General features: G+C 41.3%; 19 protein-coding genes. 3 read left to right on the top strand and 16 right to left on the bottom strand.

What is annotated here, in order from left to right:
• The first annotated feature begins 1 nt into the window (after position 1).
• The 3 genes from KCG35_RS02490 (at position 2) to KCG35_RS02480 (ending at position 2,526) form a co-directional block, all read left to right on the top strand.
• On the top strand, positions 2-1,087 hold the full coding sequence (locus tag KCG35_RS02490; RefSeq protein WP_215818082.1) for a polysaccharide deacetylase family protein: 1,086 nt from the start codon (positions 2-4) through the stop codon (positions 1,085-1,087).
• 128 nt (positions 1,088-1,215) lie between these two features.
• On the top strand, positions 1,216-2,175 hold the full coding sequence (locus KCG35_RS02485) for a DnaJ C-terminal domain-containing protein (protein WP_215818081.1): 960 nt from the start codon (positions 1,216-1,218) through the stop codon (positions 2,173-2,175).
• A complete protein-coding gene (locus KCG35_RS02480; RefSeq protein ID WP_215818080.1) occupies positions 2,176-2,526 on the top strand; it encodes a chaperone modulator CbpM in 351 nt (116 codons plus the stop codon). It abuts the gene before it with no gap.
• A gap of 5 nt (positions 2,527-2,531) precedes the next feature.
• Here the strand turns inward: KCG35_RS02480 and KCG35_RS02475 are convergent, their stop codons facing one another.
• From KCG35_RS02475 to KCG35_RS02400, 16 genes are all read right to left on the bottom strand, one after another.
• The gene (locus KCG35_RS02475; protein ID WP_215818079.1) at positions 2,532-3,728 is read right to left on the bottom strand and encodes a glycosyltransferase family 4 protein; all 1,197 of its coding nucleotides are present in this window, start codon (positions 3,726-3,728) and stop codon (positions 2,532-2,534) included.
• Between the two features lie 3 nt (positions 3,729-3,731).
• Positions 3,732-4,964, bottom strand: a complete 1,233-nt coding sequence (locus KCG35_RS02470) for a TIGR04063 family PEP-CTERM/XrtA system glycosyltransferase (protein WP_215818078.1) — start codon at positions 4,962-4,964, stop codon at positions 3,732-3,734.
• Positions 4,965-4,967: 3 nt separating this feature from the next.
• Positions 4,968-6,890, bottom strand: coding sequence for an XrtA/PEP-CTERM system amidotransferase (locus KCG35_RS02465; RefSeq protein WP_215818077.1), 1,923 nt, complete (start codon positions 6,888-6,890; stop codon positions 4,968-4,970).
• A gap of 29 nt (positions 6,891-6,919) precedes the next feature.
• Entirely contained in the window at positions 6,920-8,071 is a 1,152-nt protein-coding gene (locus tag KCG35_RS02460) for a TIGR03088 family PEP-CTERM/XrtA system glycosyltransferase (protein ID WP_215818076.1), read from the bottom strand.
• Between the two features lie 117 nt (positions 8,072-8,188).
• Entirely contained in the window at positions 8,189-9,751 is a 1,563-nt protein-coding gene (gene xrtA / locus KCG35_RS02455) for an exosortase A (protein ID WP_215818075.1), read from the bottom strand.
• Positions 9,752-9,762: 11 nt separating this feature from the next.
• A complete protein-coding gene (locus KCG35_RS02450; protein ID WP_215818074.1) occupies positions 9,763-10,959 on the bottom strand; it encodes a TIGR03087 family PEP-CTERM/XrtA system glycosyltransferase in 1,197 nt (398 codons plus the stop codon).
• A 3-nt stretch (positions 10,960-10,962) separates the two neighbouring features.
• A complete protein-coding gene (locus KCG35_RS02445) occupies positions 10,963-12,000 on the bottom strand; it encodes a FemAB family XrtA/PEP-CTERM system-associated protein (RefSeq protein WP_215818073.1) in 1,038 nt (345 codons plus the stop codon).
• A 9-nt stretch (positions 12,001-12,009) separates the two neighbouring features.
• Complete coding sequence (locus tag KCG35_RS02440) at positions 12,010-12,897, bottom strand: XrtA system polysaccharide deacetylase (RefSeq protein WP_215818072.1); 888 nt, start codon at positions 12,895-12,897, stop codon at positions 12,010-12,012.
• A gap of 39 nt (positions 12,898-12,936) precedes the next feature.
• On the bottom strand, positions 12,937-14,067 hold the full coding sequence (wecB, locus tag KCG35_RS02435) for a non-hydrolyzing UDP-N-acetylglucosamine 2-epimerase (protein WP_255561859.1): 1,131 nt from the start codon (positions 14,065-14,067) through the stop codon (positions 12,937-12,939).
• Between the two features lie 4 nt (positions 14,068-14,071).
• The gene (locus KCG35_RS02430; protein WP_215818070.1) at positions 14,072-15,127 is read right to left on the bottom strand and encodes an XrtA/PEP-CTERM system-associated ATPase; all 1,056 of its coding nucleotides are present in this window, start codon (positions 15,125-15,127) and stop codon (positions 14,072-14,074) included.
• Positions 15,128-15,139: 12 nt separating this feature from the next.
• Complete coding sequence (locus tag KCG35_RS02425) at positions 15,140-16,654, bottom strand: TIGR03016 family PEP-CTERM system-associated outer membrane protein (protein ID WP_215818069.1); 1,515 nt, start codon at positions 16,652-16,654, stop codon at positions 15,140-15,142.
• Positions 16,635-17,513, bottom strand: coding sequence for an XrtA-associated tyrosine autokinase (locus KCG35_RS02420; protein ID WP_215818068.1), 879 nt, complete (start codon positions 17,511-17,513; stop codon positions 16,635-16,637). Before KCG35_RS02420 ends, KCG35_RS02425 begins: the two co-directional genes overlap by 20 nt.
• An 11-nt stretch (positions 17,514-17,524) precedes the next feature.
• Positions 17,525-19,081, bottom strand: coding sequence for an XrtA system polysaccharide chain length determinant (locus tag KCG35_RS02415; RefSeq protein WP_215818067.1), 1,557 nt, complete (start codon positions 19,079-19,081; stop codon positions 17,525-17,527).
• Between the two features lie 25 nt (positions 19,082-19,106).
• Positions 19,107-19,736, bottom strand: a complete 630-nt coding sequence (locus KCG35_RS02410) for an XrtA/PEP-CTERM system exopolysaccharide export protein (RefSeq protein WP_215818066.1) — start codon at positions 19,734-19,736, stop codon at positions 19,107-19,109.
• Between the two features lie 162 nt (positions 19,737-19,898).
• Complete coding sequence (locus KCG35_RS02405) at positions 19,899-22,151, bottom strand: efflux RND transporter permease subunit (protein WP_215818065.1); 2,253 nt, start codon at positions 22,149-22,151, stop codon at positions 19,899-19,901.
• Positions 22,151-24,334 (bottom strand): SPOR domain-containing protein, encoded by a 2,184-nt coding sequence (locus KCG35_RS02400; protein ID WP_215818064.1) that lies wholly within the window; start codon positions 24,332-24,334, stop codon positions 22,151-22,153. Before KCG35_RS02400 ends, KCG35_RS02405 begins: the two co-directional genes overlap by 1 nt.
• Between the last annotated feature and the right edge of the window lie 7 nt (positions 24,335-24,341).

Here is a 24,341-nt window from a genome sequence, read left to right as displayed (position 1 = left end):
TATGTTTAAAGTCTTCCTGTTACGTGTCATCAGGGGATTCGGCGTTTTTAAACTATTAAAGCCTCTAAATCGTAATAAGCTATTAATACTTTGTTATCATGCCTACGAATTAAAAGACGAGAGTCAGGCATTTCCTAAGCTATTTATTAAAGCAGAAACATTTCAAAAACGGCTCACCTCACTGCGAAAAGCCGGTTATAACGTATTACCTTTGAATACAGGTGTTGACCTGTTAAAGCGTAATAAATTGCATGGTTACAATGCGGTCATTACTATTGATGATGGCTTTCATAGCGTGGCGGATGTGGGTATTCCCATACTTAATCAATTCAATATGCCAGCCACCATTTACCTCACAACCTATTACCAGCAAAAACAAACACCTATTTTTTCACTCGCCGTCCAGTATATGTTTTGGCAAGCTGGAAATCGTACCCCTTCTCTATCAGAGTTAGAGCCCTATACTCAGCAACTTACTCATGCAGAACACCTCGATAGACAGCAACTGATGTGGGCCCTTATTGAGCTAGGGGAAGACCATTTATCACAACAAGACCGAGAACAGCTCGCACAAAAAATAGCTAAAGCATTAGCAGTCGATTATGAAACTATTGCACGAGAAAAGCTGTTTACAGTAATGAATGACCAACAAATTCAATCCAGCTTTTCACCAAACATTGATATTCAGCTTCATACTCACCGTCATCAGTTACCCATTGATCAACAGCTCACTACCCGGGAAATTCTAGAAAACCGTTATGCTCTAGAGCAGCTCTTACCAAAAACCTACGACCATTTTTGTTATCCCAGCGGCTTTTGGCATAAACAGCATTGGCCCTGGTTACGAGCGACAAATGTCCAATCGGCAACCACTTGTGAAGCTGGGCTTAATCGGCCTGATACCTCACTCATGGCATTAAAAAGAATATTAGATGGCGAATACATTAGTCAGGTTGAGTTTGAAGCAGAACTTTATGGCTTTGGTGAGTTATATCGTTATTTCAAACGCTTTGTCATCAAAATAAAGCACTATATTAAGCAAGTCCGTCACACAGAGGACTCTTTGCATGCAAGGCGCGCTAAGTAATAAAAGACATAATGATACTTTTTTAACGAAGCACAAACCAATACGAGGTAGGACTATTGTATTGGTTTACTGCTTCGGATAAAAACTTTTAGGATCCATTCAAATACTGTTAGGCATAGGCAATAGCCATGGAGTTCAAAGATTACTATAAAATCCTCGGTATTAAAGACAATGCAACGACCGATGAAATAAAAAAAGCCTATCGAAAGTTAGCTCGAAAATATCATCCAGATGTGAGTAAAGAAGACAATGCAGAAAACCGCTTCAAAGAAGTTGGTGAAGCTTATGAAGTGTTAAAAGATCCGGGAAAACGCGCAGAATATGATCAACTAAAACAACTAGGTGCCAGAGGACGTGATGGTTCATTTCAACCTCCACCAAATTGGCAGTCTGCCAGTCACTTCCATGAAACATTTAATGGTGACAGTCAGTTCAGTGACTTTTTTGAAGCCATTTTCGGCCAACAAGGCAGCGCTCGAAGGCACTATTCTTCACAAGGCTTTCAACAAACCATTAAAATGCGCGGAGATGATGTCCATCACCGTATCGGATTATTTTTAGAGGAAGCCTATAAAGGATGTCTGCGTACTTTGCAGTTTCAAGTTCCAGAAGCAGACAATCAAGGACTCATTACACATCGTACAAAAACATTAAATGTTAAAATTCCGGCAGGCGTTACTCAAGGCCAACACATACGCCTCAAAGGGCAAGGGGCTCCTGGTATTGGTGGCGGTCCAAACGGTGACCTGTTCTTGGAAATAGAGCTTGCTCCCCACCCATTATTTCATGCTGAGGGCAAGGATATTTTTCTGAGTGTGCCAGTCACCCCCTGGGAAGCTGCACTGGGTAGCGCTATAACCATTCCAACATTAGGCGGCAAAGTTTCACTTATAATTCCTGCTGGTGCTCAATCTGGGCAGCGGTTTAGATTAAAAGAACGAGGTTTACCTGGCACACCACCTGGAAATCAATATGCGATTTTACAATTAGCTCAGCCAGCACATCACAGCGACAAAGCCAAAGCCCTTTATCAACAACTTGCACAGGAAGAGTCACACTTTAACCCACGACAAAAACTAGGAGTTTAAATGAGTCCACATCATCCCCCTATCACCATTTCTGATGTAGAAGTTATTGACGCATCTCCACGCTTTGATCTTATCGAAATATGTGAACGGTGTGGCGTGGATCAGGCGCTGATTATTGCCATGGTAAGCTATGGCATTGTCGAGCCTCATAATGACTATAAAGTACCCGAACAATGGTTATTTATAGCAAGTGATTTATTACGCCTACAAAAAGCGCTACGTTTAAAACGCGATCTTTCACTCAACCTATCAGGACTGGCCTTTGCTCTGGATTTATTAGATGAGGTTAACACCCTACGCCAGGATATAAATCAACTGCAGCATTTTATTAAAACAATGCAACAAGAGTAGTGCTGTTATTGAATATCAATAATTGACTCATGAGAATATGTCGTTAACACATTTAAAAAAACTTGCTCTAGCGACTGAATAATGGTTTCCCAACCAAATTGCTCAGTGTGTTTACGGACCTGCTCACGACCCAATGGACTTTGCTGCCACTGCTTAACCATTGTCACAATACTCTTTACTGACCTTTCAGGTAAGAGATAACCCGACACATGTGGTTCAATTAAATCTGGAACAGCTCCTACCGCTGTCGCAATAACAGGCGTTCCACAGGCCATGGCTTCCAGCACAACATTAGGACAACCTTCTCGACGAGATGCTAAAACCAATACATCAGCAGCATTATAGTATTGTACCAAGTCTCCCTGTTGAATATTTCCAGTAAACGCTACTCTATCAGCAACGCCTAGCTGTTCAGCTAACTGCTGATATTTTATGCGCTCACTCCCTTCACCAATCACAACTAATTGAGCTTCAGGCAGTTTAGTTAAAGCCTCAATCACTAAATGGTGTCCTTTTAGTTCTATAGTGTTGCCAACGGATAGCAGGGTTAAGCCATTTAGTCCTAAGGCTTGACGTAAACGTTCTCGGTCAGCGGCGGGTTTAAACAACGCTAGATCAACACCATTTTGCAGCAAGTGTATAGGTGTTGTAATACCCATTTCTTCCATACGGCGTTTCAAGGGCTTGGCAACACTGACCAGTTGACTGGCTTGATTCGCTGCTCGCACGATTTGATAACGAGGCAATGTATAGTTTGGAATCAAACTAATATCCTGACCACGTGCTGACACAACAACAGGTCGATTTAAATATCGGCCAAGCTCAACGGCAGCAACGCCATCAGGGTAAAAATAGTGTGCATCAATTAAATCAAATGGCTGCTCTTTTAGGAGGTTCGCCATAAACTTTCGCAAACACCAATACATCAGTTTTGGGGCGATACTCATGCCCACTTTTGGCAACACTGGGTAACGAGGATGATAAACCTTAATACCATTAACTTCTTCTTCCGCTGGTACCTGGTTGAACTCACTATAACGACCAAAGCGCGGATTACTGGAAGGAAACCATGGAACAGGCGCTACGACTGTTACTTTATGCGCTGTTAATTCGGCAAACTTACGCATTCGCGCAGCGACAAAAATACCATGACGGTATTGAATACAGTTAGGGTATAACGTAGAAAAGACCAAAATATTCATGGTTTAACTTACTGTTGCACCTCGGCTAGACGCTTTGGCAATCGCTCGCTGATAAACATCCTGATAGCGGCTAACGCTATTTTTCCAGTTACGCTCATGCTCCACATACTCACGTCCACTATGCAACAGCTGTTGCTGGAGTTTTTTATCCTTTGCGAGTTGTTCAATCTGAACAATTAAGTTAGACACATCTCCCTGCCTAAACAGCAAACCATTTTCACAATGTTGAATAAGCTCCTTATGACCACCAACATCAGATGCGACAACAAGCTTATGTTGCGCCATTGCTTCTAACGGTTTTAACGGTGTAACCAAATCTGTCAACCGCATTGGCTTACGAGGATAGGCTAAAATATCGACAACACTGTAGTAACGGTGTACCTCATCATGAGGTACTCGCCCTGTCATAATAATCCGTTCTGCTGCAGTGCTTTGTTTAGCTAAACGTTGCAACCGCTCATTTTCAGGCCCACCACCAATCAGCAGCAAACATGCATTGGGGATTTTTTCTAGGAGCCCAGGCATCGCTTCAATGAGTAAGTCTAGCCCCTCATAAGCGTAAAAAGAGCCAATAAAACCAATAACAAATCGCCCTTCTAAACCAAGCGAAGTAACTAACTCTGCATCCTTTTGGTCCTGAGGCTGGAAACGCTCAATATCAACCGCATTTGGAATCACCGTAACATCCTGAATTGATGCATCACGGGTTAACATCTCTGACTTAAGCCCTTCACAAATTGTGGTAATAGCATGAGCACGCTTCAGTACCATGGTTTCCAGCTTACGGGTCAATCGGTAGCGAAGATCGCCTTGCTGCGCCGTACCATGGTCAACTGCCGCATCCTCCCAAAATGCCCGTACTTCATAAACCAAAGGGAGTTTTAACTTGTTAGCAGCCAAAGAGGCCGCCATACCATTGAGTGCTGGCGAGTGTGCATGAATTAAATCGGGTTTAATTTCTCTGGCTACTTGCACAATACGTTTTGCCAACACTGGAATTATCGCCAGCTGATTAACAACGGGTATTGCTTGCAGCCAATGAGGCAAAGGTGACGTGCGATAAAATACCAAGTCATCAACCGTCTCACATAACTGCTGGGTAACACCTTGCTTAGGACCAGTGAGCTGATAAGTTTGCCAGCCTAGTTTCTGCTGTTGCTGCAAAATAGCGCGAGTACGAAATGTGTAACCACTGTGTAGTGGAATAGAATGATCCAGAATATGTAACACTTTCATACATTAAGCCACCTGAGAAACAGCACTATCGGCAGACAACACTTGACGTAGAAATGCTTCAAACATTGATAATGTCCATAATGCAGCACTGTGATCACGTAAGCCACTTTGGTGCTGAGTGACCAGCTGACGTAAGTAATCAGCATTAAAATAGCCACTATCAAGCATTTGCTCACTTAATACTGACTGTTTAAGACGCTCTTTGAGTGGCCCTCGGAACCATTTAGCCACTGGGACTGCAAAGCCCATTTTGTCACGATACAAAATATTATTGGAAAGATGTGGTTCCAGTGCCTTCTTCAGCACATATTTACCTTCTTGACCATGTAACTTCTGAGCAGAAGGAACATTCATAGACCATTCAATTAATTTATGGTCAAGAAAGGGTACTCGGACCTCTAAAGAGTGGGCCATACTGGCTCGATCAACCTTGGTCAAAATGTCACCCACCAAATAGGTTTTCATATCCAAATACTGAATCAGTGACAGTGGATCATCCGTCTGACAGTTAGCAGCATGCCGTTTAAAAACTTCTATTGAGTGATAACCTTGTAGATCACGCTTAAACTGATCACTGAATAAGTCATTACGCTGCTGATCATTTAAAATGGAAACTGAATGCAGGTAGGCTTCAACAGATGTCCGTGCTAGTGACTGGAATGTTGTCTTTGCCCGGAAAATTCTGGGGGCCCAGTCGGCTTTTGGATAAAGCTCTCCAAGTAAGCCAAATACGGGCTTTCGAAAGCCCAGTGGAATTCTACTGCGGACACGCTCTTCATTCATGTGCCAGCGATAGCGTCGGTAACCTGCAAAAACCTCATCACCACCATCGCCAGAGAGCACCACCGTAACCCGTTGCTTAGCCAGCTCACATACACGATAAGTCGGCATAGCTGAACTATCTGCATAGGGTTCATCATAAAGTAGTGCTAATTTGTCAAGTAACTCAAAGTCATCAACGGCAACCGTTTTTTCCCAATGATTAGTGTGATACTGCTGAGCCACCTCTTTCGCAAATTCAGACTCATTAAAATCAGCTTCATTAAAGGCTATAGAACACGTATTGACTGGGTCTTTCTGTAACCCTGCCATCATCGCAACTACAGCACTGGAGTCTACTCCACCCGATAAAAAAGCACCCAAAGGCACTTCTGATACCATCCGAACATCAATTGCTTGACGGAGCTGTTCAACTAGCTGTGCTTCAGTATTTTCTTTAATAAAGTCAGGGTGCTGAGTAAAAGGTACATCCCAATAGGCTTTGATTACAGGTTCAACCATACCACGTGTCAGCGTTAAAGTATGTCCAGGTGATAACTTAAAAACATCCTTAAAAATCGTATTGGGCTCAGGAATATAACCAAAGGTAAAGTAGTCTTCGATAGCGGGTAAATAAATATCTCGTTTTAAGCGCGGGTGGGCCAACAACACTTTTAGCTCAGAGGCAAACATAAACTCCCCAGTTGCCAGGGTGGCAAAAAATAGGGGTTTGATGCCTAATCGGTCACGGGCAATAAATAATTGTTGGCGGTTTCGATCCCATATAGCAAAGGCAAACATACCACGCAAATGCTTAACACATTCCTCTCCCCATTCAATCCAGGCATACACTATGGTTTCTGTATCTGAATGGGTTTTAAACTGATAGCCTTTGGCAATAAGCTCTTGGCGTAAATCCTGAAAATTATAAATTTCACCATTAAACACAATTGCAACTGAGCCATCATCGTTAAATAAAGGCTGCTGCCCCGTAGAAATATCGATGATAGACAATCTGCGGTGTGCTAAGCCTACACCTGGCTCAATATGCACGCCACCTTCATCAGGCCCACGGTGAAACTGGGTATTATTCATCGCTGTCAATAATGCGCGATCAACCACCCCTGCTGACTCTTTAATATGAAAAATCCCTGCAATGCCACACATATAAATAGATACCTTTACTAAAGGGGGGATTAATTCAGTTGCAACTGATCGTAAATTGACGTGTAACGATTAACCATAGCGTCCATACTGAATGTTTCTACAACATGTTGTCGTGCTGCAATACCATGCTGCTTTCGACGCTCAGCATCCTTAAGATACTGATGAATTGCCTCTGCTAAAGCTGTCACATTATCTACAGGTACAATCATGCCGTTTTGTTGATGTTGAATAAGTTCACTGTTCCCTCCGACATCTGTCGCTACCACGGGTAAACCAGAGGCCATCGCTTCCAGTATTGTGTTAGAAATACCTTCAGCTAACGAGGGTAATACAAAAATAGCAAACCGACGCATAATTTGAGGAATATCCTGCCTTACGCCTGCAAACCAAACAGATGAGGCAACACCAGCCTTCTCCGCCATCGACTGCAAATGCGCTTTTTCGGGACCATCACCCACCAATACTAGCTTTATCGTGTCGGCAATAACCTTATCTTTTTTCAATTCAATAAATGCTGATAATAAACTTTGTTGGTGCTTTATTTTGGCCAAACGACCCACTGTGCCAATAATAAGCTGTCCTGGTTGAATAAAGGACTCAGGAACATCTGATGCAAATGGGGCTTGGGGTGAAAACTTGTCAGTATCAACACCATTATAAATATGCGCTACTTTATTCGCTGCAACACCTACACTGTTAATTAGATAATCGCGGCTTTCAGAAGATAATGCGACGTAATGCTTCACAAAAGGATTCATTAGTCGGCGCAACCATTGGTATTTTTTATTACTGCCTGCTACATCATAAACATCCCAGCCATGTTCACCATGAATACGGTTGTGAACACCTGCTAACCAGGCAATAAACTGTCCCTCAAGTGTCGCGATATTGCGGGTATGAACATAATCAGGTTTTAACTGTTGTAAAACCTTCCACAACCGGTAATAAAGTTTCCAGTCCTGTCCCTCTTTCTTATGCAGCGCAATAATTTGTACATCAGGTCTTTTTATACGTTGAGCAAAATCAGAATAATCCGTCATACAAATAATAGCATGACGGTAGCGAGATTCAGGAATGCGGTTAATCAAATTGACTAAACCATTCTCCAAGCCACCAACATCTAAGCGAAAGACCAAGTGGGCAATTAATGGTATATGTTCAGCACTGGTTAACGTCATCATATAAATACTTAATAAAACAGCCTTTTACACCCAGACAACATCATCTCCTGTAAGAGACAGCACTAATGGCTGCTTATTTAAAGTGATTTGCTGTAATAGGTATTTTTCACAACAGGTTTAAGGCTTATAACTCACCAAAGACTCTGTTAACAAAGGCATAGCCTCAGTCAAAAAGCGCTGCAACTTTTCTCGCGCTTCACTCGGTTTAATATCAAAATCAGTGGCAATCGCCAAAAAGCTCCCACCATAGAATTGCCCAGTTAATTTGCCGTAAGCCTGGTATAATTTAATTAAATATGTATTTGTCATTACTTTATTATTTAGCACATACCACGACCACAATAGCCTTCGTTGACCATCATGCTCAACGACATACTCATAAAAAGAGTAAGTCTTTTCGGCAATTTCAATGTTGCGCACTTGTTGCGATAATATCTTCCAATTATCATCATCAAACAGTTGGTTTGCGTAACTGACTAACTCAATATCACGCTCTCCCCCTGTATAATGTGCTGCAAAAAGAAACAAAGACTGATCCACCACATCATTTTGATATGATACATGTGTTGTATGAGGTGTCGAAAAAGTTGGCTTCCAATTAACGGGCTGTTTTTTTGTTAACTGCCAGTTAGCTACTTTTTCTGGTAACGTAAAAGCAACCTGACTGACGGCTGAAGGTTGATTTAGCAACGTAAGTATAGGAATACAAATAATAATCACGGTCAGCCAGACTAGCATCCGCCAGTGCTGCTTCTCAATAGGCTGCACTACACCTTGATTTACTGAAAAGCGGCTATCACCTTTCGATAAGGTTTGATCAGCACCTGTTGTGTTTGTTGTACTTTGCAGGGTAATAGGATTATCCGCAAACTTACCGCCGATCCAAAACAAAAGAAGCATGACTATGCCAAAAAATACCCAGCCATAAAGAATATGATCAACGCCAACGGCATACTTCATATCAGAGTAGTAAGCAATCATGATAATGCCCCATGCTCTAATACCATTGGCGACAATTGGTAAAACCAAACTAATACCAATAAATAAAATACGTTTTTTCAGACTATTAAATGTAATGTAAGCGTAAAATGCACCAAGTGCGGCTGAAGCAATTAAATAGCGAATACCGCTACACGCCTCTGCAACCAGAAAATCACCAGAAGGAATTGAAATGTAATACCCTTCCCAGTAAACAGGGATACCCACTAACTGTAATCCTTTCACTGAAAACCAAGCTGTGATTTCCTGTAATAGAGGTACTAAGTTTTCCCCCATAGGTACAGCAAACAGTAAATAACCGACAGGGAATGCCACCTGCTTCAGAACCTGAAAGCCTAGTAGCCCCCATATAATCACTGGAATCATAAGTACTACAGCAAGTTGCTGAACGACATTCACTCCTGCTGCATTAGCCACAAACCAGATTACAGCTAATCCTAATAAGACCAGTGACGCCAACCAGCTAGGCTGAGCATTGCTCAAACTAATAAGCTGTCGTCGCTGCCAAAATAAATAAAGCGCCATGGGAACAATTAAAAATCCATGAGCAAATGTCACAGAGTTAATCCATACATGGACCATCGCTTGATGCGTTGGAAAAAACGCCAGTAGCCAGATAACCAATAAAGGAATTAACAGGTAGGGTAGAGTCATTGTGTTATTAGCAATCCTTGACGTCATACATTACTCCTTTAGGGACTACCCGATAATAATGTTTGAAAGCGCATCAAACTGGTTTGCCAGCTAAAATTTTGCTGAATCCATTGCCTGATACCATCAGCAGGTGCCATTGCTGACATCGCTAAGCGAGCTTGTATAGCCTCATAAAACAAGTTGGGATCCAAAGGTGTTGTCGTTGCAAGCTCAGCAGGTGCATCTATACCTTCCATTGCTTGCTCTGTGGCAATCACCCATTTACCTAACGCCATTGCTTCCAGTACTTTATTTTGTATTCCCCTGGCTATACGTAACGGGGCAACGATTACATTCGCATGTAAAATATAAGGTCGTATATCTTCTACTCGCCCAGTGACGGTAATCCCCTCTTGTTTTGCAAGCTCTTGAACTTCTTGAGTAGGATTTCCACCAACAATATAAAATTGCACATCAGGCTGAGCGGCGCGGCAATGCGGGAATACTTCATCTGAAAACCAGCGAACAGCATCAACATTTGCCCAATAATCCATTGCCCCTGTAAATGCGATTACAGGACCATTGCGTCCATACGGTGATGGCATTGTTAGCGAAGGATCAAAGAAATCAAAATCAACACCGTTTGGAATACCAACCACATTCGCAGCATTAGGTGCCAATGTCTTAAATAAACTGGCTTCCTTATCAGAAACAAACACTGATGCATTTACTTGGTTTGCCACAGAACACTCATATTTTTCCAAGTAATTTGCTTCCCGGCGATACACCCAGCCCATAACACCAGACTTAGACTGACTATATTGCCGCCATTTATCAGAGTCGACATCAACAAAATCAACAACAGTTGGCAACGCCTGAAAATGCCCCTCAAAATATTGCGCCATTGATGAAGAAAAAATAACACAGCCTGCAAACTCATGGGCTTGTGTCACACGACTCACCCACTGATGCATGCTTGCATTTGTATAATAAGGTAATGTCAAAGGTTGACCCTTAGCGATACCCATTAACGATTTTAACTTAGCCAACGATGGATTCAGTATTTCGACATTTAACTCGGTACACCACTGCTTAACTGTATCGATATACTGTTTGTCATTTGGGTCATCAATAAATGTTCCCAAGTAAACATTATAGTGTTCAGCTAAAAAACGTAGTAAGTGATAAGAACGAATCTTATCACCTTTGTTCGGAGGGAAAGGTATACGATGAACCAAATACAACAGGTTTTTCATACATCATCCTAGATATTTAGAAACCATAGGCCCAATCAGTTGACTTAACTTCAAAGGTAACTTAGACCAAATCTGAATAAACAGTTTATATTTTGGATTATTGGGACTTATATTTGGTAAATGGTCAGCTTTGACTAAGAAATAATCATAGTAAAGTGGTTCTGGTGAAAACCCCCAATTCTTTTTAAAACTAAACGCACCCGTATTTTGTTTACTTCGCCCAAAGTCAAAAAATGCTGCGCCTTTCTTTAACGCATGACGCATTAATTCCCAGTACATAAAATCATTACCAGCACACTGCCTAGCGTTTTCTGTCCCACCGCCATAATAAGGTAGAACCTGATCTTTAAAATAAAAACTTAAAACACTGGCAACCACTTCGTCATTATTCTTAATGGTTAAAATATCCGCATGCTCAGGAAAAGCTTGTAATAAAATATCAAAATAATGCTGATTAAATACGGGAGTTCCTAAATTCCTCACACTGCTGGAATAAGCATAGAAAAAATTATTTGTATCATTTTCAACAACCGTTGATAAACCAGCTTTAATACCTTTTCTAACCATAGCTCGTTGTTTTCGAGGAATGGCCTTCATATTTTCGTCATCTGTGGCGCATAATGGCTTACGAAAAGTGACATACAACTCTTTACGCTGCCATTTTTCTGGAAGCGTTTCTTGATTTAGATTTCTCAGCTCTAGATAATCAACTTGTAACTTTTGAGCCAATGAGCAGGCTGCATTGAGTAATGCCTGTCTACTGTCATCATCATTCGCAACAACACCACCATAGACACTAAAAGGCACGGAAATAAGTGCATTTCCAAACAACCAACTCTTTACCTGCCCCAAAGGTAAAACACCTGTTATCTTATCGTCTCGCTCTGCATACAAATAATGCGAATCATGTCCAAAAGCTTGCTTTATTACATCTCGCCATTCTGCACGATGAAAAAATGTTGAATTTTCTGCATTATCAACATAATGATTCCACGCATTAACGGATGCCTCGGTAAGCGGTTTAACAACAACCTGACTCACAGTCTTTCCCTATTGGTTTAAGTTTGCTGAGTGATGTAGAAATACGGATTCCATCGTATGCCATTTAAAGTCCTGAATCAGTGTACGTAATCTTTTTTCCATTGTTTCAAGGTTTAAATAATGACGAAACCGGCTTTTAAAACTAATACCTTCCTGCCTTGGCTGACCAGGATCTATTTCCCAAGGATGAAAATAAAAAATGGCAGGTGCTTGATCTTGTTGGTTTACACGGTTAATACCCCACTTAGATATCCAGTAGGGGAAAAAACGAAAATAACCACCACCACCAAATGGAATATTTTTATTTCTAATTCTTACTGTCGTTATGGGAATTTCCAATAAACCATTTTCACAGTGATAGGGAAAACGCGGAGCATCAGGGACACCATACAAATCATGTTTAACCGGATAAACACTTGAGCTATAACTATGTCCCGCAGCCAGCAACTCATCATGAGCCCAAGGATTACTATGGTCAATTGAATAGCTTGGTGCCCGATAGCCTTTAACTTCAACCCCTGAAATATCTTCTAACAGATGTTTAGCTTTACAAATGTCTGCCTTAAAAACCTCTGGCGTCTGAGTCGTAGCCCGCTGATGTCCGTACCCATGACTTGCCAATTCATGTCCCTGAGCAACGATATCCTTTACAAGACCAGGATAACGTTCAGCCACCCACCCCAACGTAAAAAATGTTGCTTTAATATTATATTCGGCAAACAACGCTAAAATACGCTGTGTATTATGCTCAACCCTGACAGGTAACGAATCCCAGTCTTCCGGCTTAATATTATTCTCAAAGGCTGCGACCTGAAAATAATCCTCAACATCAACCGACATCGCGTTTGTAATAAGCATACTCGACTTAGCTTCATCAACAGCTGTTGGTTGGCTCATAATTCGTTACTACCTGTCAGAGAGTTTAATGATCAGAGATCACATCAACCAATCAATTAAATCAGCTGCAATACGCTCAGCAGCCTTACCGTCCCAATATTCAGGAATTCTTCCTTGTTTACCACCTGAACCAAGTATTTCACTCACCAACAGCTTCAATTTTTCAGTATCTCTACCAACAATTGTATTAGTGCCTTCTGTGATTGTAATTGGACGTTCAGTATTTTCTCTTAGCGTGATACAAGGCACACCTAACGCGGTGGTTTCTTCCTGTACCCCTCCTGAGTCAGTCATCACCAGTTTTGCATGAGCCATCATGCCTAACATTTGTAAGTAGCCCAAAGGCTCTAAACAAATAATACCAGGACGTTGTAGCTTTTCTGTAAAACCAAATGCCTCAATTTTACCTTTGGTCCTTGGGTGCACTGGAAATACCACTGGAATTTGTTGTGCAATTACACCCACTGCATCCAACAACTTACCTAGTATTTCTGGATGATCTACATTTGAAGGTCTATGTAAGGTCAATAAACAAAACTGACCAACTTGTTCAATGACAGACCACTTATTATCAGGAACTGTCTGCTGAGGCTTCACAGCATGGGGAAGGTTATGATGTAAAGTATCGATCATCACATTGCCCACAAAAACCACCCGATCAGATGAAATACCTTCTGCCTGCAAATTTTGTTCTGCACTACGTTCTGTAATATACAGCCGGTCAGATAACTGGTCTGTTAACACTCGATTAATTTCTTCTGGCATTTGTCGGTCACGGCTGCGTAATCCCGCTTCAACATGAATGACAGGAATGTGCTTTTTTGCCGCTACTAACGCTGTAGCCAGTGTTGAAGTAACGTCACCAACTACAAGCACTGCAACAGGATGGTATTCATCAACTTCACGCTCAAAGCGTTTCATGATTTCTGCTGTTTGCTCTGTTTGGCTGCCAGCCCCCACTTCCAAATCTTTATCAGGTTCTGGAATGCCTAGCTGTTCAAAGAACTGAGTTTTCATAGTCTCATCATAATGCTGTCCTGTATGAATAAGCACAACATTTAGTGAGTTGCTATGTTCCCGCAATGCACGAATAACAGGTGCAATTTTCATAAAGTTGGGTCTTGCCCCAACCACACAGATAAGGGTTTTGACTGGCTGTTGAGTTACCATAAATTTATTTTTCGAGGTTATTAACTAATTGTTTTAACGTATTTAACCGGCTGGCTATCGCAATTTCCAATGACTCAATGGTATAACGAATATTTTGAATATTATTGTCGGAAATTGTGGGCATCCGCATAGGACGCCCTGCCTGTAACTCAGAAGGTGCAGACTGCAGTATTTGCCCTGTTGCTTGCAATAAACCATGCGCTTCCTGTTGTATTTGCTTCACCGTCTCCTGATCTGGCTCATCAGGAGTAATGTCCTGCTGCATTTCCGCTGCAACCGATTTAACAATATCAGGTGATAACTCATGTAACTCTTCAAGATATCCAAACAACAAAAGCCGATCACAAAACACATTGATTCTTCGAGGCACGCCATTTGTTGCTTGAAAAATTTCATGGAAACTTTCTTCAGGGAGAACAGGATCATTATCCCAACCCACATACTTCAATCGATGAAGAATATAAGCCTCTGTTTCTTTTTCATCTAAGCCACTTAAATGACAGGAGGCAATAACACGCTGCCGTAACTGCTCCATACCTGGCGACTGAATAGTTTTCCTAAACTCCTGCTGCCCTAACAAAAAGCTTTGCAATAGAGGCTGGTTGTTAACTTGAAAGTTGGAGAGCATTCGAAGTTCTTCAACAGAAGATTTGGGTAAATTCTGCGCTTCATCAACAACGAGTAAAACTCGTTTTCCTAAACGTCCACACTCCCGTAAAAAGTCTTCAAACTGTCGTAATAATGCAGCCTTACTCATACCCTCATAGGGTAAATTAAAGGCTGATGAGATCATCTTTAATAAGTCATCTGCCTCAAGCGTTGTTGTGACAATATTGGCAGCAATTATTCGGCTTTGATCTAATTCCGAAAATAAATTGCGAATAAGCGTGGTTTTACCCGTACCAATATCCCCAGTAATAATAATGAAGCCTTCTCCTTGACCTAATCCATAACGTAAATAAGACATCGCCCGACTGTGTCCTCGGCTACTGAAGAAGAACCGAGGATCTGGGCTTAACTGGAAAGGCTTCCCTGATAGGTTATAAAATGATTCGTACATCGTGCTGCCAATTTAGAATGTTTTCCTAACACTCACGCTTATACGATTTTCTGTATACTCATTTTCATCAACATTACTTGACCGATGAGTCGAAGAAAATCGAATTGAACCATCAAGATCACGACTTAATCGCCTATGTAATCCTATGGATGCGCCAATGGTATCATTATCTGAGTCATCTGTGTCAAAATGAGACTCAGACCAGTCAACACCAAAATTGGCTGTTGTTCGCCTATTTAATGTCCACTGCCAATCAAAGTTCACACCTTTAGTATCTTCATCAATATCGCGGCTCTGATACTGACGCCGCTGTTGATAACCGCCAAGTGTAAACTGACTTTTGCCTCGCGTATAAATCCAGTCAAGTCGTCCAACCTTATTAATAAAGTAATCATCTGTCAGTGAAGATACTGGGTTTTGTGCAAGATCTCTCACTTCTTCATCAGGTCCTGGCTGCTCACCTGGATTACGCTCACGACATTCACTGGCATCACGCGTTCCCTGTTTACAGATGAAAACCCCTTCATCTAGCAACAGCTGGTCTCGCGTACTTTGTTGAGACTCATTGTAGCTGAGCACAAAAAGGGAGCGCTTCCGCCTGTGACTAGCTCTAAATCCATAGGTATTTCCATAATAACGCTCACCAAATGAAGCAGATATGGACGTTAATGCACTTGGTTGCCAGTCACCACCTAAAATCCAAAATGTTCCATCCGTGTCATGACGAACACTTTCAATATCATTATCTTGGCTTTCATAGCCCAAAGTTAAATAACTACTAATCTTTCGTGTCCACCGATACCCTAGTGTGCCTGAATAACTCATTAACTCTGTATCATTCTCGGTTTTGTAGTCAGTACTCGAGTAATCATAATTTAAAGACCAAAAGACTCTTTTTTGCGAAGGCTGACTAGCAATAACAGCAGAAACACCACTCTGTGTACTATCACTTGAGCTACTTGTGTCCCCCGAGTCATCATATTCAACAGAGTTAAACGTATAGCGAAGCTGGGCTTGAGCCACATCACCAATTCGTTGAACCCAATAAGGACTCAACTCGTATGTATAAACATCGTCAATATTGCTAGAGCCGCTGATATTGTCACTTGAACCACCACGACTTTCATTTTTAAGCTGTTGAGAAATTGAACTACGCGCATCAAAAAATAAATGATTTTCTAACAGCTCAGACTGTAAAAAACCAGACATTTGATGTCGTGTTTCATCTGAGTTTGTATTTTCTAAATAATGCAAACTTTGCAATGCATAATCAAAATTAAGCTTTAATCGACTGCCATCACCAACAACCCGCACAGATGGCCTTATTTCCAGGACTTGATCACTCTCCTCGTTATCATTGGATAAATCAATATTGTCTGAATAAGTATCCTGAACTGTAACAGTAGGCTGAATAGTCCACTGTGCCCCAAATACAGACATTGAAGTAGAGAGCGTAACAACCAGAGAAACTGTAAAAACACATCTATAACGGACTAGGTTATGGGACTTATGTTCCATAGTACCCATAATAATTCCCATCTTGTTTCTGCCTACTTTTATTAAGAACTAGCCCTATATTCATTGATGGATCTAAAAGTGAAAGTGCATCCTTCACAGTCTGTTGTTTAGTTACTCCTTCTTTAACTACCATCACAATTTGACCCGCCAAAGTAGCTAAGATAGGAGCTTCTGTTGTATGAAGCAAAGGAGGCGCATCGAGAATAATCACTCGATCAGAATAGCGGCTGGCCATTTCAGTCATCAAATTTGACATACTGTCACTAGCCAGTAATTCATTTGTTAGATGGTGAGCAGTCCCTGCAGGAATGATATTCAAGTTTTCAATATTTGTCTTATAAAGAATATCTGCAACATCATTAACTTCATTATTCAGATAATCCAACAATCCAACATCTGTCGTTACACTCAATGCTTGATTTAGTGATGGATTTATCACATCGGCATCAACCAGCACGACATTTCGGTCCCGCTCCAATGCAATACTTAATGCCAGATTAATCGCATTAAACGTTTTGCCTTCAGCCGGAGTACTACTGGTAACCATGATTAGATTACCATTTTTTATTTGTTCATCTTCTCGACCAAATGCTTTATTAAGCAATGGGCGCTTAATTTGCCGAAATTGCTCTTTAATTAATGAACGATCTTCATTAGGTAAGATATAACCTTGCAATGCCAAGTGATCGAAAGAAATTTCAATTTCTTTATACGTCGTTTTTTTAACAGAAGGATCATCTTCTGGCGTATTATCAAAAGGATCACGCTGCTGATCGCTTGCGTCACCCTCTTGCTTTTTTAACGTTTCACTATACTCTTCTTGAAACTTTTGCTGATGTTTTTCTAACGCTTTCTGTATGGTGTCCATACCATCCGCCCTTAACTAGACAAGATGTTCATTTGTAGAACCAGTACAAGCACAAAGCTTACAACAAGTGCCACCCACAACCCCATATACATAATGGTGTGATTGCGATAAACACGTTGCTCACCTTCACTTACTAAGTAGGTCACACTACCCAGCACTGGTAACCCAGTTACATCAGCCAATATTTTTTTATTGGTGAATGTTGGCCCAAGCATGGCAATAAAAATAGTAAACCCTGCACTCAGTCCCAATGCGAGAACAAAAATAGCTGAAGACAACAGTGGTCTGTTAGGCCCTGATGGTTCAGCAGGAACATGAGGAGGATCTATTTCTTTAAACTGGACATCATCTGTAGACTGAGATGCTTTTCGTGATATCTGAGCAGATTCACGACGCGATAACAAATCTTCATACTTACGTTTTGTTACTTGATAGTCTCTGTTAAGAGCAATCAACTCAGCTTCAATTTCAGGTATGGTATTTACCAGCTTGTTCAACTCATCAACCTTTTCTTTATAAGAGTCAACTCGAACTTGCTTAGCAGACACATCTGCTTCTATTTCAGACACCTGAATTTTTAACTGCTGGTAAACACGATTACCTTCTAAGGGTGTATTATCAGAACCTGCTCTCTTCTGCTTAAGTGCTGCAATTTCACTAGCACGTTTACTTTTCAGCATGGCTAATTGCTCTCGGGCAGCAGCAACATCAGGATGCTGAGCAGTATATTTTAACAACAGGTTATCAAGCTGTGCTTCTAAGTTATCAATGCGAGCATCATAACTTGACACAAACCCAAGCGCACGACTGTTACTGCCCATGCCAAATCCAGGCTCTTCACCTTTTAACTGCTTTTGTAAGGAATCCAGCTTATTTTTCAATTCTTCCAGTTCAAGCTTAGCGGACTCATATTGTGATTTCGCAGTTTCCAAACGTTGAAAGTAGTCACCTTCAGATGAAGGCATCATACCGGCATACTTACGTTTAAAATCTTTAAGACGGTTTTCACCTTCCACTAAGCGCTGCTCATATTCACGAATCTGCTGATCTATGAATTTTTGTGCTTTGATAGACTCTTCACGCGTTTCACCTAACGAGCCCTCTTTAAGCACATCTAGTACAGCCTGAACAACTCGCTTAGCAGATAATTGGTCTGAACTCTGATACTCTATGGAGTAAACATTCTCTCGTTGCGATCCTTTAATTTCTATCTCTTTACGCAAACGATCAACTAATAAGTCCAGTGCTTCTGGGTTTGTCTCATCCAGATCAAAGTCCAGGTCAGCCATCTCAGCAATTTTTTTGGTGTTTGGACGACTTAACAAAGTCCTTACCATCAAGTTGACCTGGTTATCCATATTCGTTTGAACAGTCAAACCTCGTAGTAAAGGTTTTAACAAGGTTTGTGTATCAACATAAAACCTTGCTGTTGCCCGATACTGATCTGGCAACATAAACACAGCTGCCCAGCCTATAACGCAAATTACGGCAGCTATAAGCAAAACAATCCATCGTCGTAACCATACTTCCCTGAGATAAAAGATAACCAAACCAATAATGTCTTGCATAGCTGACTTCCTGTCTTACGCTTTATCAAAAGATTGCTTCAGGGATGATGATAACGTCACCAGGTAAAACATCTGCATTGGCCGTAATCTCTCCATCTTTAATCAACTTTTCTAGCTTAATGTTATATTGCTTGTGCTTACCTTCTACAACACGAATTAATGTTGCTTTATTACCATCAGCAAACTCGGTAAGACCACCAACTGCAATCATAACATCCAGAAGTGTCATGTTTTCGCGATAAGCAATTGCTTGAGGTGAAGAAGCTTCGCCAACAATACGCACTTGCTCACTATAAGGACCAACAAATCCCTTAACCAGAATAGTGACTATAGGATCACGTATATACTTTGATAATTCCTGTTCCAGCTCACGAGCAACTGAAGCAGGTGTTTTACCACTTACAGATATATCTTCTACCAGGGGTGTTGTTATTTTTCCATCAGGTCTGACTTGAACCTCAGTAGACAAGTCAGGATTACGCCAAACAAAAATATCCAGTTGGTCGCCAGGGCCAATACGATAGTTGTAAGTGGCCGGATCAGTCGTTACAGGAATTTGTACGGCTGATGTCGGTAACGGTGGATAATCATGGGATGCGCAGCCAGCCATCGCCAGCATAGATAAAAAAACCGCTGCTTTTACATCCTTGACCATTTAGTTAAGCTCCATACCAGTGGGACAAGGTGAACACATTGTATTCAAAACTCATTATTATGCACGCCAAAATCCGTGAATTAATGCATATTCACTAAAATTTCATGCGGCATAACACATTAGCTAAGAAGGAACACTAAATAACTATAGTCGTTAACAACTTCAATGCCAGTGTTTAGTGTATTCTGTCATAATAAGAAGTGCAGGCATGAGCAGTAGGTCAAAAAATAACGCAGTAATTAGACCTACAGCCGTCAAAAAACCAAAATGAATGGTTGGCTGGAAATAAGAAAACGTTAGTACTAAAAATTGAAAGCTCAAAATAATGGTTGTGACAAAAACAGCACTACCAGAATATTGATAGCTACGATAAATTGCTAAAACCTTACCTATCCCTGCTTGACGACGACGCTGATAACCATAATAAAGGTGTATAGTATCATCCACCGCAATCCCTACCACCACGCTTGCAATCATCGCAGTGGCCATATCTAGCCACAACTGTGTCATTCCCATCACAATAAACATGATAAGCGCAGGAGAAGCGTTTAATAATAAGGTTAAACCTGTGGCATACCAGGTTTTCCACAATATAGCCATCATCAGCATAATCAGTAGCAGCGCACCAATTAAGCTATAAAATTGTCCATCTATAAGTAATACTTCCTGGTCTTCAAATAGTTTTCCATAACCACTGATTGTCCATTGATAGTCATCAGACATATGCTGTCGCATAATCTCTTCAACCTTATTAACTACACGACGAATATTACCCGAACTATGAACATTCAAATTAAGCAGCACACGGGTGCGGTCAAACTCCCGGTTCACAATTTCATATAAATCATTGCCATCATATAGAAGTAAGTACTGATTTATCAGTGCCTGTGAATCAGGAATCACCAAAAACTCTGGCTTTTCCTCATTAAACCCCCAGTGCATCTGTTGAATAAAGTCAACCACTGACTGCACTTTATCCACTTCAGGTAACGCTTCAATGATCTTTTGAACGCTGGCTAACTGTTGTAAAAACTCAACTTTTTTTATTGCATCTCTTTTAGCTCCATCAAATACCACTTCTAAAGGTGTCACTCCCGACAGCTTGTTTTCAACTCGCTCTGTTGCAACAGTGATCGGATGATCTTCGGCAAAAAATTTTAATAAATTGGTTTCAACCTTTACATCCCATAAAAATGGAAAACCTAGCGCCATAATGATAATAAATGTTGCTATCACCCATCCTGCTCTTCGAATGGAAAGACGCGCAAAAGCCATAACCAGTTGACGTAAAAAGCGCATTAAACCATGTTGAGAAGGCCAAGCGTGCGTGTCATATTCTATAAAAATGGGAGGTAACATAAAAATAACAATAATAAACCCCCAGACCAGACCAATCGCCGCAAAAATGCCAAAAAAGGTAATGGGGGGTATAGGACTTAAGCCAAGGGAAGACAAGCCTGCGGCTGTGGTAATCACAGTAAATAACGCAGGTTTTCGAATTTCATGTAACGCTTGTCGTACTCTTTGTTGTCCAGAATTGCCATAGCCTGCAGCAATACGTAATCCATTAAAAAAGTGCATCAACACTGCAATGATTAATGCAGAAAGCAGCGAAGGAACCATACTTGCAATCAGCGTATAAGGATACTGAAAGATTAAAAATAGAAGCAGCGTGAAGTTTACAACAGCCCCCATAACCAATGCAGAAATAACAACCGCAAGCCAACGCCGAAACAATAAGTAAATGAGTAATAAGCCTATCCCCATGGTAGTGGGCACAAATAACATAGTGTCCCGTACCATAGAACGTAACTGATAAACCTCAAGGGGAATAGGTCCTGCGACTGATTGCTTAGCTGACATAAGGACAGGATAATGTGATACTGTTTGTTGAACGACATCCATCATCTCAATACGCTGCCGAGTATCTTTCAGCTTGATTGGCCTCACAATCATCGCTAAAGCATCCTTCGACTCTGCCACCAAAGCACCTCGAGCAAAAGAGTCTGCCAACATATACGTCATTCGTTGTTCAACAGGAACAGACAACAACCGTTGTGAGTCCATTAGTGGCAGTACTTCAAAGCCATCAGCAGTACCAGCGATATGATCAACAGATGTTACAGAAATAACTCTATCAATCAAAGGGTGTGCTTTAACCGTCTTTACCACCTCTTCTAACGCTTTAATAAAAGCATCCGAGGTAAGCTGTTTTCCCTCAAATAGCACCACCATCACCTGATCTTCAGGAAAGTTTTCCCGTAGCTCATGGCTAAATTGAACACTAGGTTGACTCGCTGGTAAGTACTGCTCAGGGGCATTGTTAACAGAAAGTTTAAGCAGAAATAACGGGGGGACAAAATTAAATAACACTAACAATAGAAGACTAAACTGCGCCCAACGACGCACACTCATCAGAATTCACCCCGCCAACCAAAGTTAACAAGGGTATTATCCTTATAGTACCCTCCATAACTTCGAGGGCTACCCTCAAAAAGATAGGCTGCCCAATAAAACTCATGGGGTTCCCAGCCTAAAAAGGCCAACTCTGATGAAATAAAATCATCATGCAAATTTAGTCCATGATTAAAGCGCATTCGCCAACGCCACCGGTTGTTGGCATAAAGACCTTCATACTGTCCATTAAGATAATATAACCGCTTACGATCAATAAGCTTATCATCAGTATCCAAATAGCTACCGACCAACTGTAAGTTCAGCCGGTCATCACCATCTCCTGGATAGAATTCGCCACTAAACACCCAATCGTAGCTGGGATAATTATTTACGCTTAAATCAAGTTCAGTGGCAGGTCGATCAGAAGAATAGCCCCCCTCAAAACGCCAAGTGATATCTTTATAAATAAATGCAATATCCCCACCTACAACCCAGGTATAAGGATGTATTTCCAGCCAGGTATCCTCACTTTCTGCGATGGCAGAATAAGGATCAAAGGGATTTATTAACAATGACTGTCGAACCGGCTCTGCCAATTGGTAATAAGGAAAAGAACGACGAATACGCTGAGCAGTGAGTGAGTAGTCAAAACCTTCAGCTTTTTGGCTAAAGCGTACACCCGCGCCACCAGAGCCGGATTTTTCTCGGTGAATATGACCTTCTTGAACAAGTACCTGCTGCACAGGATCAGGGGCAAACCCAAAGACGGTACCTCTGGCCTTATTCATAACAGCCCAAATGTGCTCATCATCAGGAAGCTCTGCAGGCCTAAACCAAGGCATCCACAACATGTCCCACTTACTATCTCCCTTAAAGTACTCCCAACGAACCATTGGGTAAGCACGATGACGATCCTGCCAGCGAGGCACGATACCCTGGGTTAAATCTTGTACACTCACTTGATCAGTAGGGGCAACTTCATCCGCAATCCCCCACAGCACAATTTGTGACCCCAAAGTAAACCGATAGCGGTCTGTTCTGTAGCGAATGTAGTTTTCGCCATAATCCAATGTGACATCAGAACGTGTAATATCTTCCTGTTTACTTACATCTGCTCGTAAGCCAGTTTTAAACTCCCATTGATTTGACCATTGATATTGAAGGCTAGCGAGTGCCAAACTATAAAAATAATAATCTGATAATGACTTCGAACGAGGCAACCGCCCACCAGAAACTTCCAGCTTTAAACTTGGATCAAAAGCACTAGGTGCTTCAATGTCTAAATCAGCTAGCGTTTCCTGATCAAGTACAATCTCCATATCACTATCAGTCACATCAATCACTTCATCCTCAGCTGCACCAAGTTCATCAGTGATTATGATTTCCTGACTGTCTTCATTGGCCATTATAGAATCACTCGAATCATCATCAATGTTAACGATAATTTCCTCATCGCCTTCGATAACAATTTCATCTTCACCTGTAGTATCAACGATTAACGCTGATTCAGTCGTCTGTTCCTCAATAATAATCTGCTCTTCACCTGCCACCGCAACATCAGCCGCTTCAGGAGAAACACTTAATCCTGCTTTTTCCTCTTCCAAAGACACCTGAGTTATTTCTTCTGAAATGGGTGGCGTAGCGATTTCTGAAATATCATCTGATATTTCCGCAGGGTTTGTTATGACCTCATCAATAGGCGATTGCTCATTAATACCAGCTATTTTAGTTGTGGACGTTTGTGGTTTGGGGGAATGCAGCTTTACAACATATAATGTTTGAAAATACGTCTTCTGTTGTTGAACTTGATTTGAGTATCCTAGCCGATGCAACTGCGAAGTATAAGCTTCCAAACGCTGCTGATCAGTATAAACACCGACTCGAATTAAAAACTGACTTGATGAAAAATCAAATGTTACTATGGCTGGCATGCCTTGTTGCTGTAGTTTTTCAGCATGACGTCGAGCACTACGTTTATTATAATAAGGTCCAATAAATAATTGTGTTTGCACACGTTTCATCCGCTGCGTTGTGATATGCCCACGCACACCTCCTGCACGTACCTTTTCAACTTCAGCCAGCGCCTCTTCCTCATTTAAAAAGACGCGATAAGGTGGTAATGTAACTTCAGCCCAGAGCAATCCCCCAGCCAAAAAAACAGTACAACCTAAAAGAATTTGGCATGTTTTAATCAACAACATAAAAACA

It is taken from the genome of Zooshikella harenae, from assembly GCF_018837975.1.
In the GTDB taxonomy this organism is placed as follows: Bacteria; Pseudomonadota; Gammaproteobacteria; order Pseudomonadales; family Zooshikellaceae; genus Zooshikella; species Zooshikella harenae.
The sequence above is the reverse complement of the archived record's forward strand: the minus strand, read 5'-3'. Positions and strand labels throughout refer to the sequence as shown.

Bases quoted from the DNA above. Each gene is read 5' to 3' on its own strand.
- wecB (WP_255561859.1), bottom strand. From the start codon at position 14,067: ATGGTAACTCAACAGCCAGTCAAAACCCTTATCTGTGTGGTTGGGGCA.
- KCG35_RS02475 (WP_215818079.1), bottom strand. From the start codon at position 3,728: ATGAATATTTTGGTCTTTTCTACGTTATACCCTAACTGTATTCAATAC.
- KCG35_RS02415 (WP_215818067.1), bottom strand. From the start codon at position 19,081: ATGCAAGACATTATTGGTTTGGTTATCTTTTATCTCAGGGAAGTATGG.
- KCG35_RS02430 (WP_215818070.1), bottom strand. From the start codon at position 15,127: ATGTACGAATCATTTTATAACCTATCAGGGAAGCCTTTCCAGTTAAGC.
- KCG35_RS02410 (WP_215818066.1), bottom strand. From the start codon at position 19,736: ATGGTCAAGGATGTAAAAGCAGCGGTTTTTTTATCTATGCTGGCGATG.
- KCG35_RS02470 (WP_215818078.1), bottom strand. From the start codon at position 4,964: ATGAAAGTGTTACATATTCTGGATCATTCTATTCCACTACACAGTGGT.
- KCG35_RS02485 (WP_215818081.1), top strand. From the start codon at position 1,216: ATGGAGTTCAAAGATTACTATAAAATCCTCGGTATTAAAGACAATGCA.
- xrtA (WP_215818075.1), bottom strand. From the start codon at position 9,751: ATGACGTCAAGGATTGCTAATAACACAATGACTCTACCCTACCTGTTA.
- KCG35_RS02400 (WP_215818064.1), bottom strand. From the start codon at position 24,334: ATGTTGTTGATTAAAACATGCCAAATTCTTTTAGGTTGTACTGTTTTT.
- KCG35_RS02460 (WP_215818076.1), bottom strand. From the start codon at position 8,071: ATGATGACGTTAACCAGTGCTGAACATATACCATTAATTGCCCACTTG.
- KCG35_RS02440 (WP_215818072.1), bottom strand. From the start codon at position 12,897: ATGAGCCAACCAACAGCTGTTGATGAAGCTAAGTCGAGTATGCTTATT.
- KCG35_RS02480 (WP_215818080.1), top strand. From the start codon at position 2,176: ATGAGTCCACATCATCCCCCTATCACCATTTCTGATGTAGAAGTTATT.
- KCG35_RS02490 (WP_215818082.1), top strand. From the start codon at position 2: ATGTTTAAAGTCTTCCTGTTACGTGTCATCAGGGGATTCGGCGTTTTT.
- KCG35_RS02405 (WP_215818065.1), bottom strand. From the start codon at position 22,151: ATGAGTGTGCGTCGTTGGGCGCAGTTTAGTCTTCTATTGTTAGTGTTA.
- KCG35_RS02425 (WP_215818069.1), bottom strand. From the start codon at position 16,654: ATGGGTACTATGGAACATAAGTCCCATAACCTAGTCCGTTATAGATGT.
- KCG35_RS02450 (WP_215818074.1), bottom strand. From the start codon at position 10,959: ATGAAAAACCTGTTGTATTTGGTTCATCGTATACCTTTCCCTCCGAAC.
- KCG35_RS02420 (WP_215818068.1), bottom strand. From the start codon at position 17,513: ATGGACACCATACAGAAAGCGTTAGAAAAACATCAGCAAAAGTTTCAA.
- KCG35_RS02465 (WP_215818077.1), bottom strand. From the start codon at position 6,890: ATGTGTGGCATTGCAGGGATTTTTCATATTAAAGAGTCAGCAGGGGTG.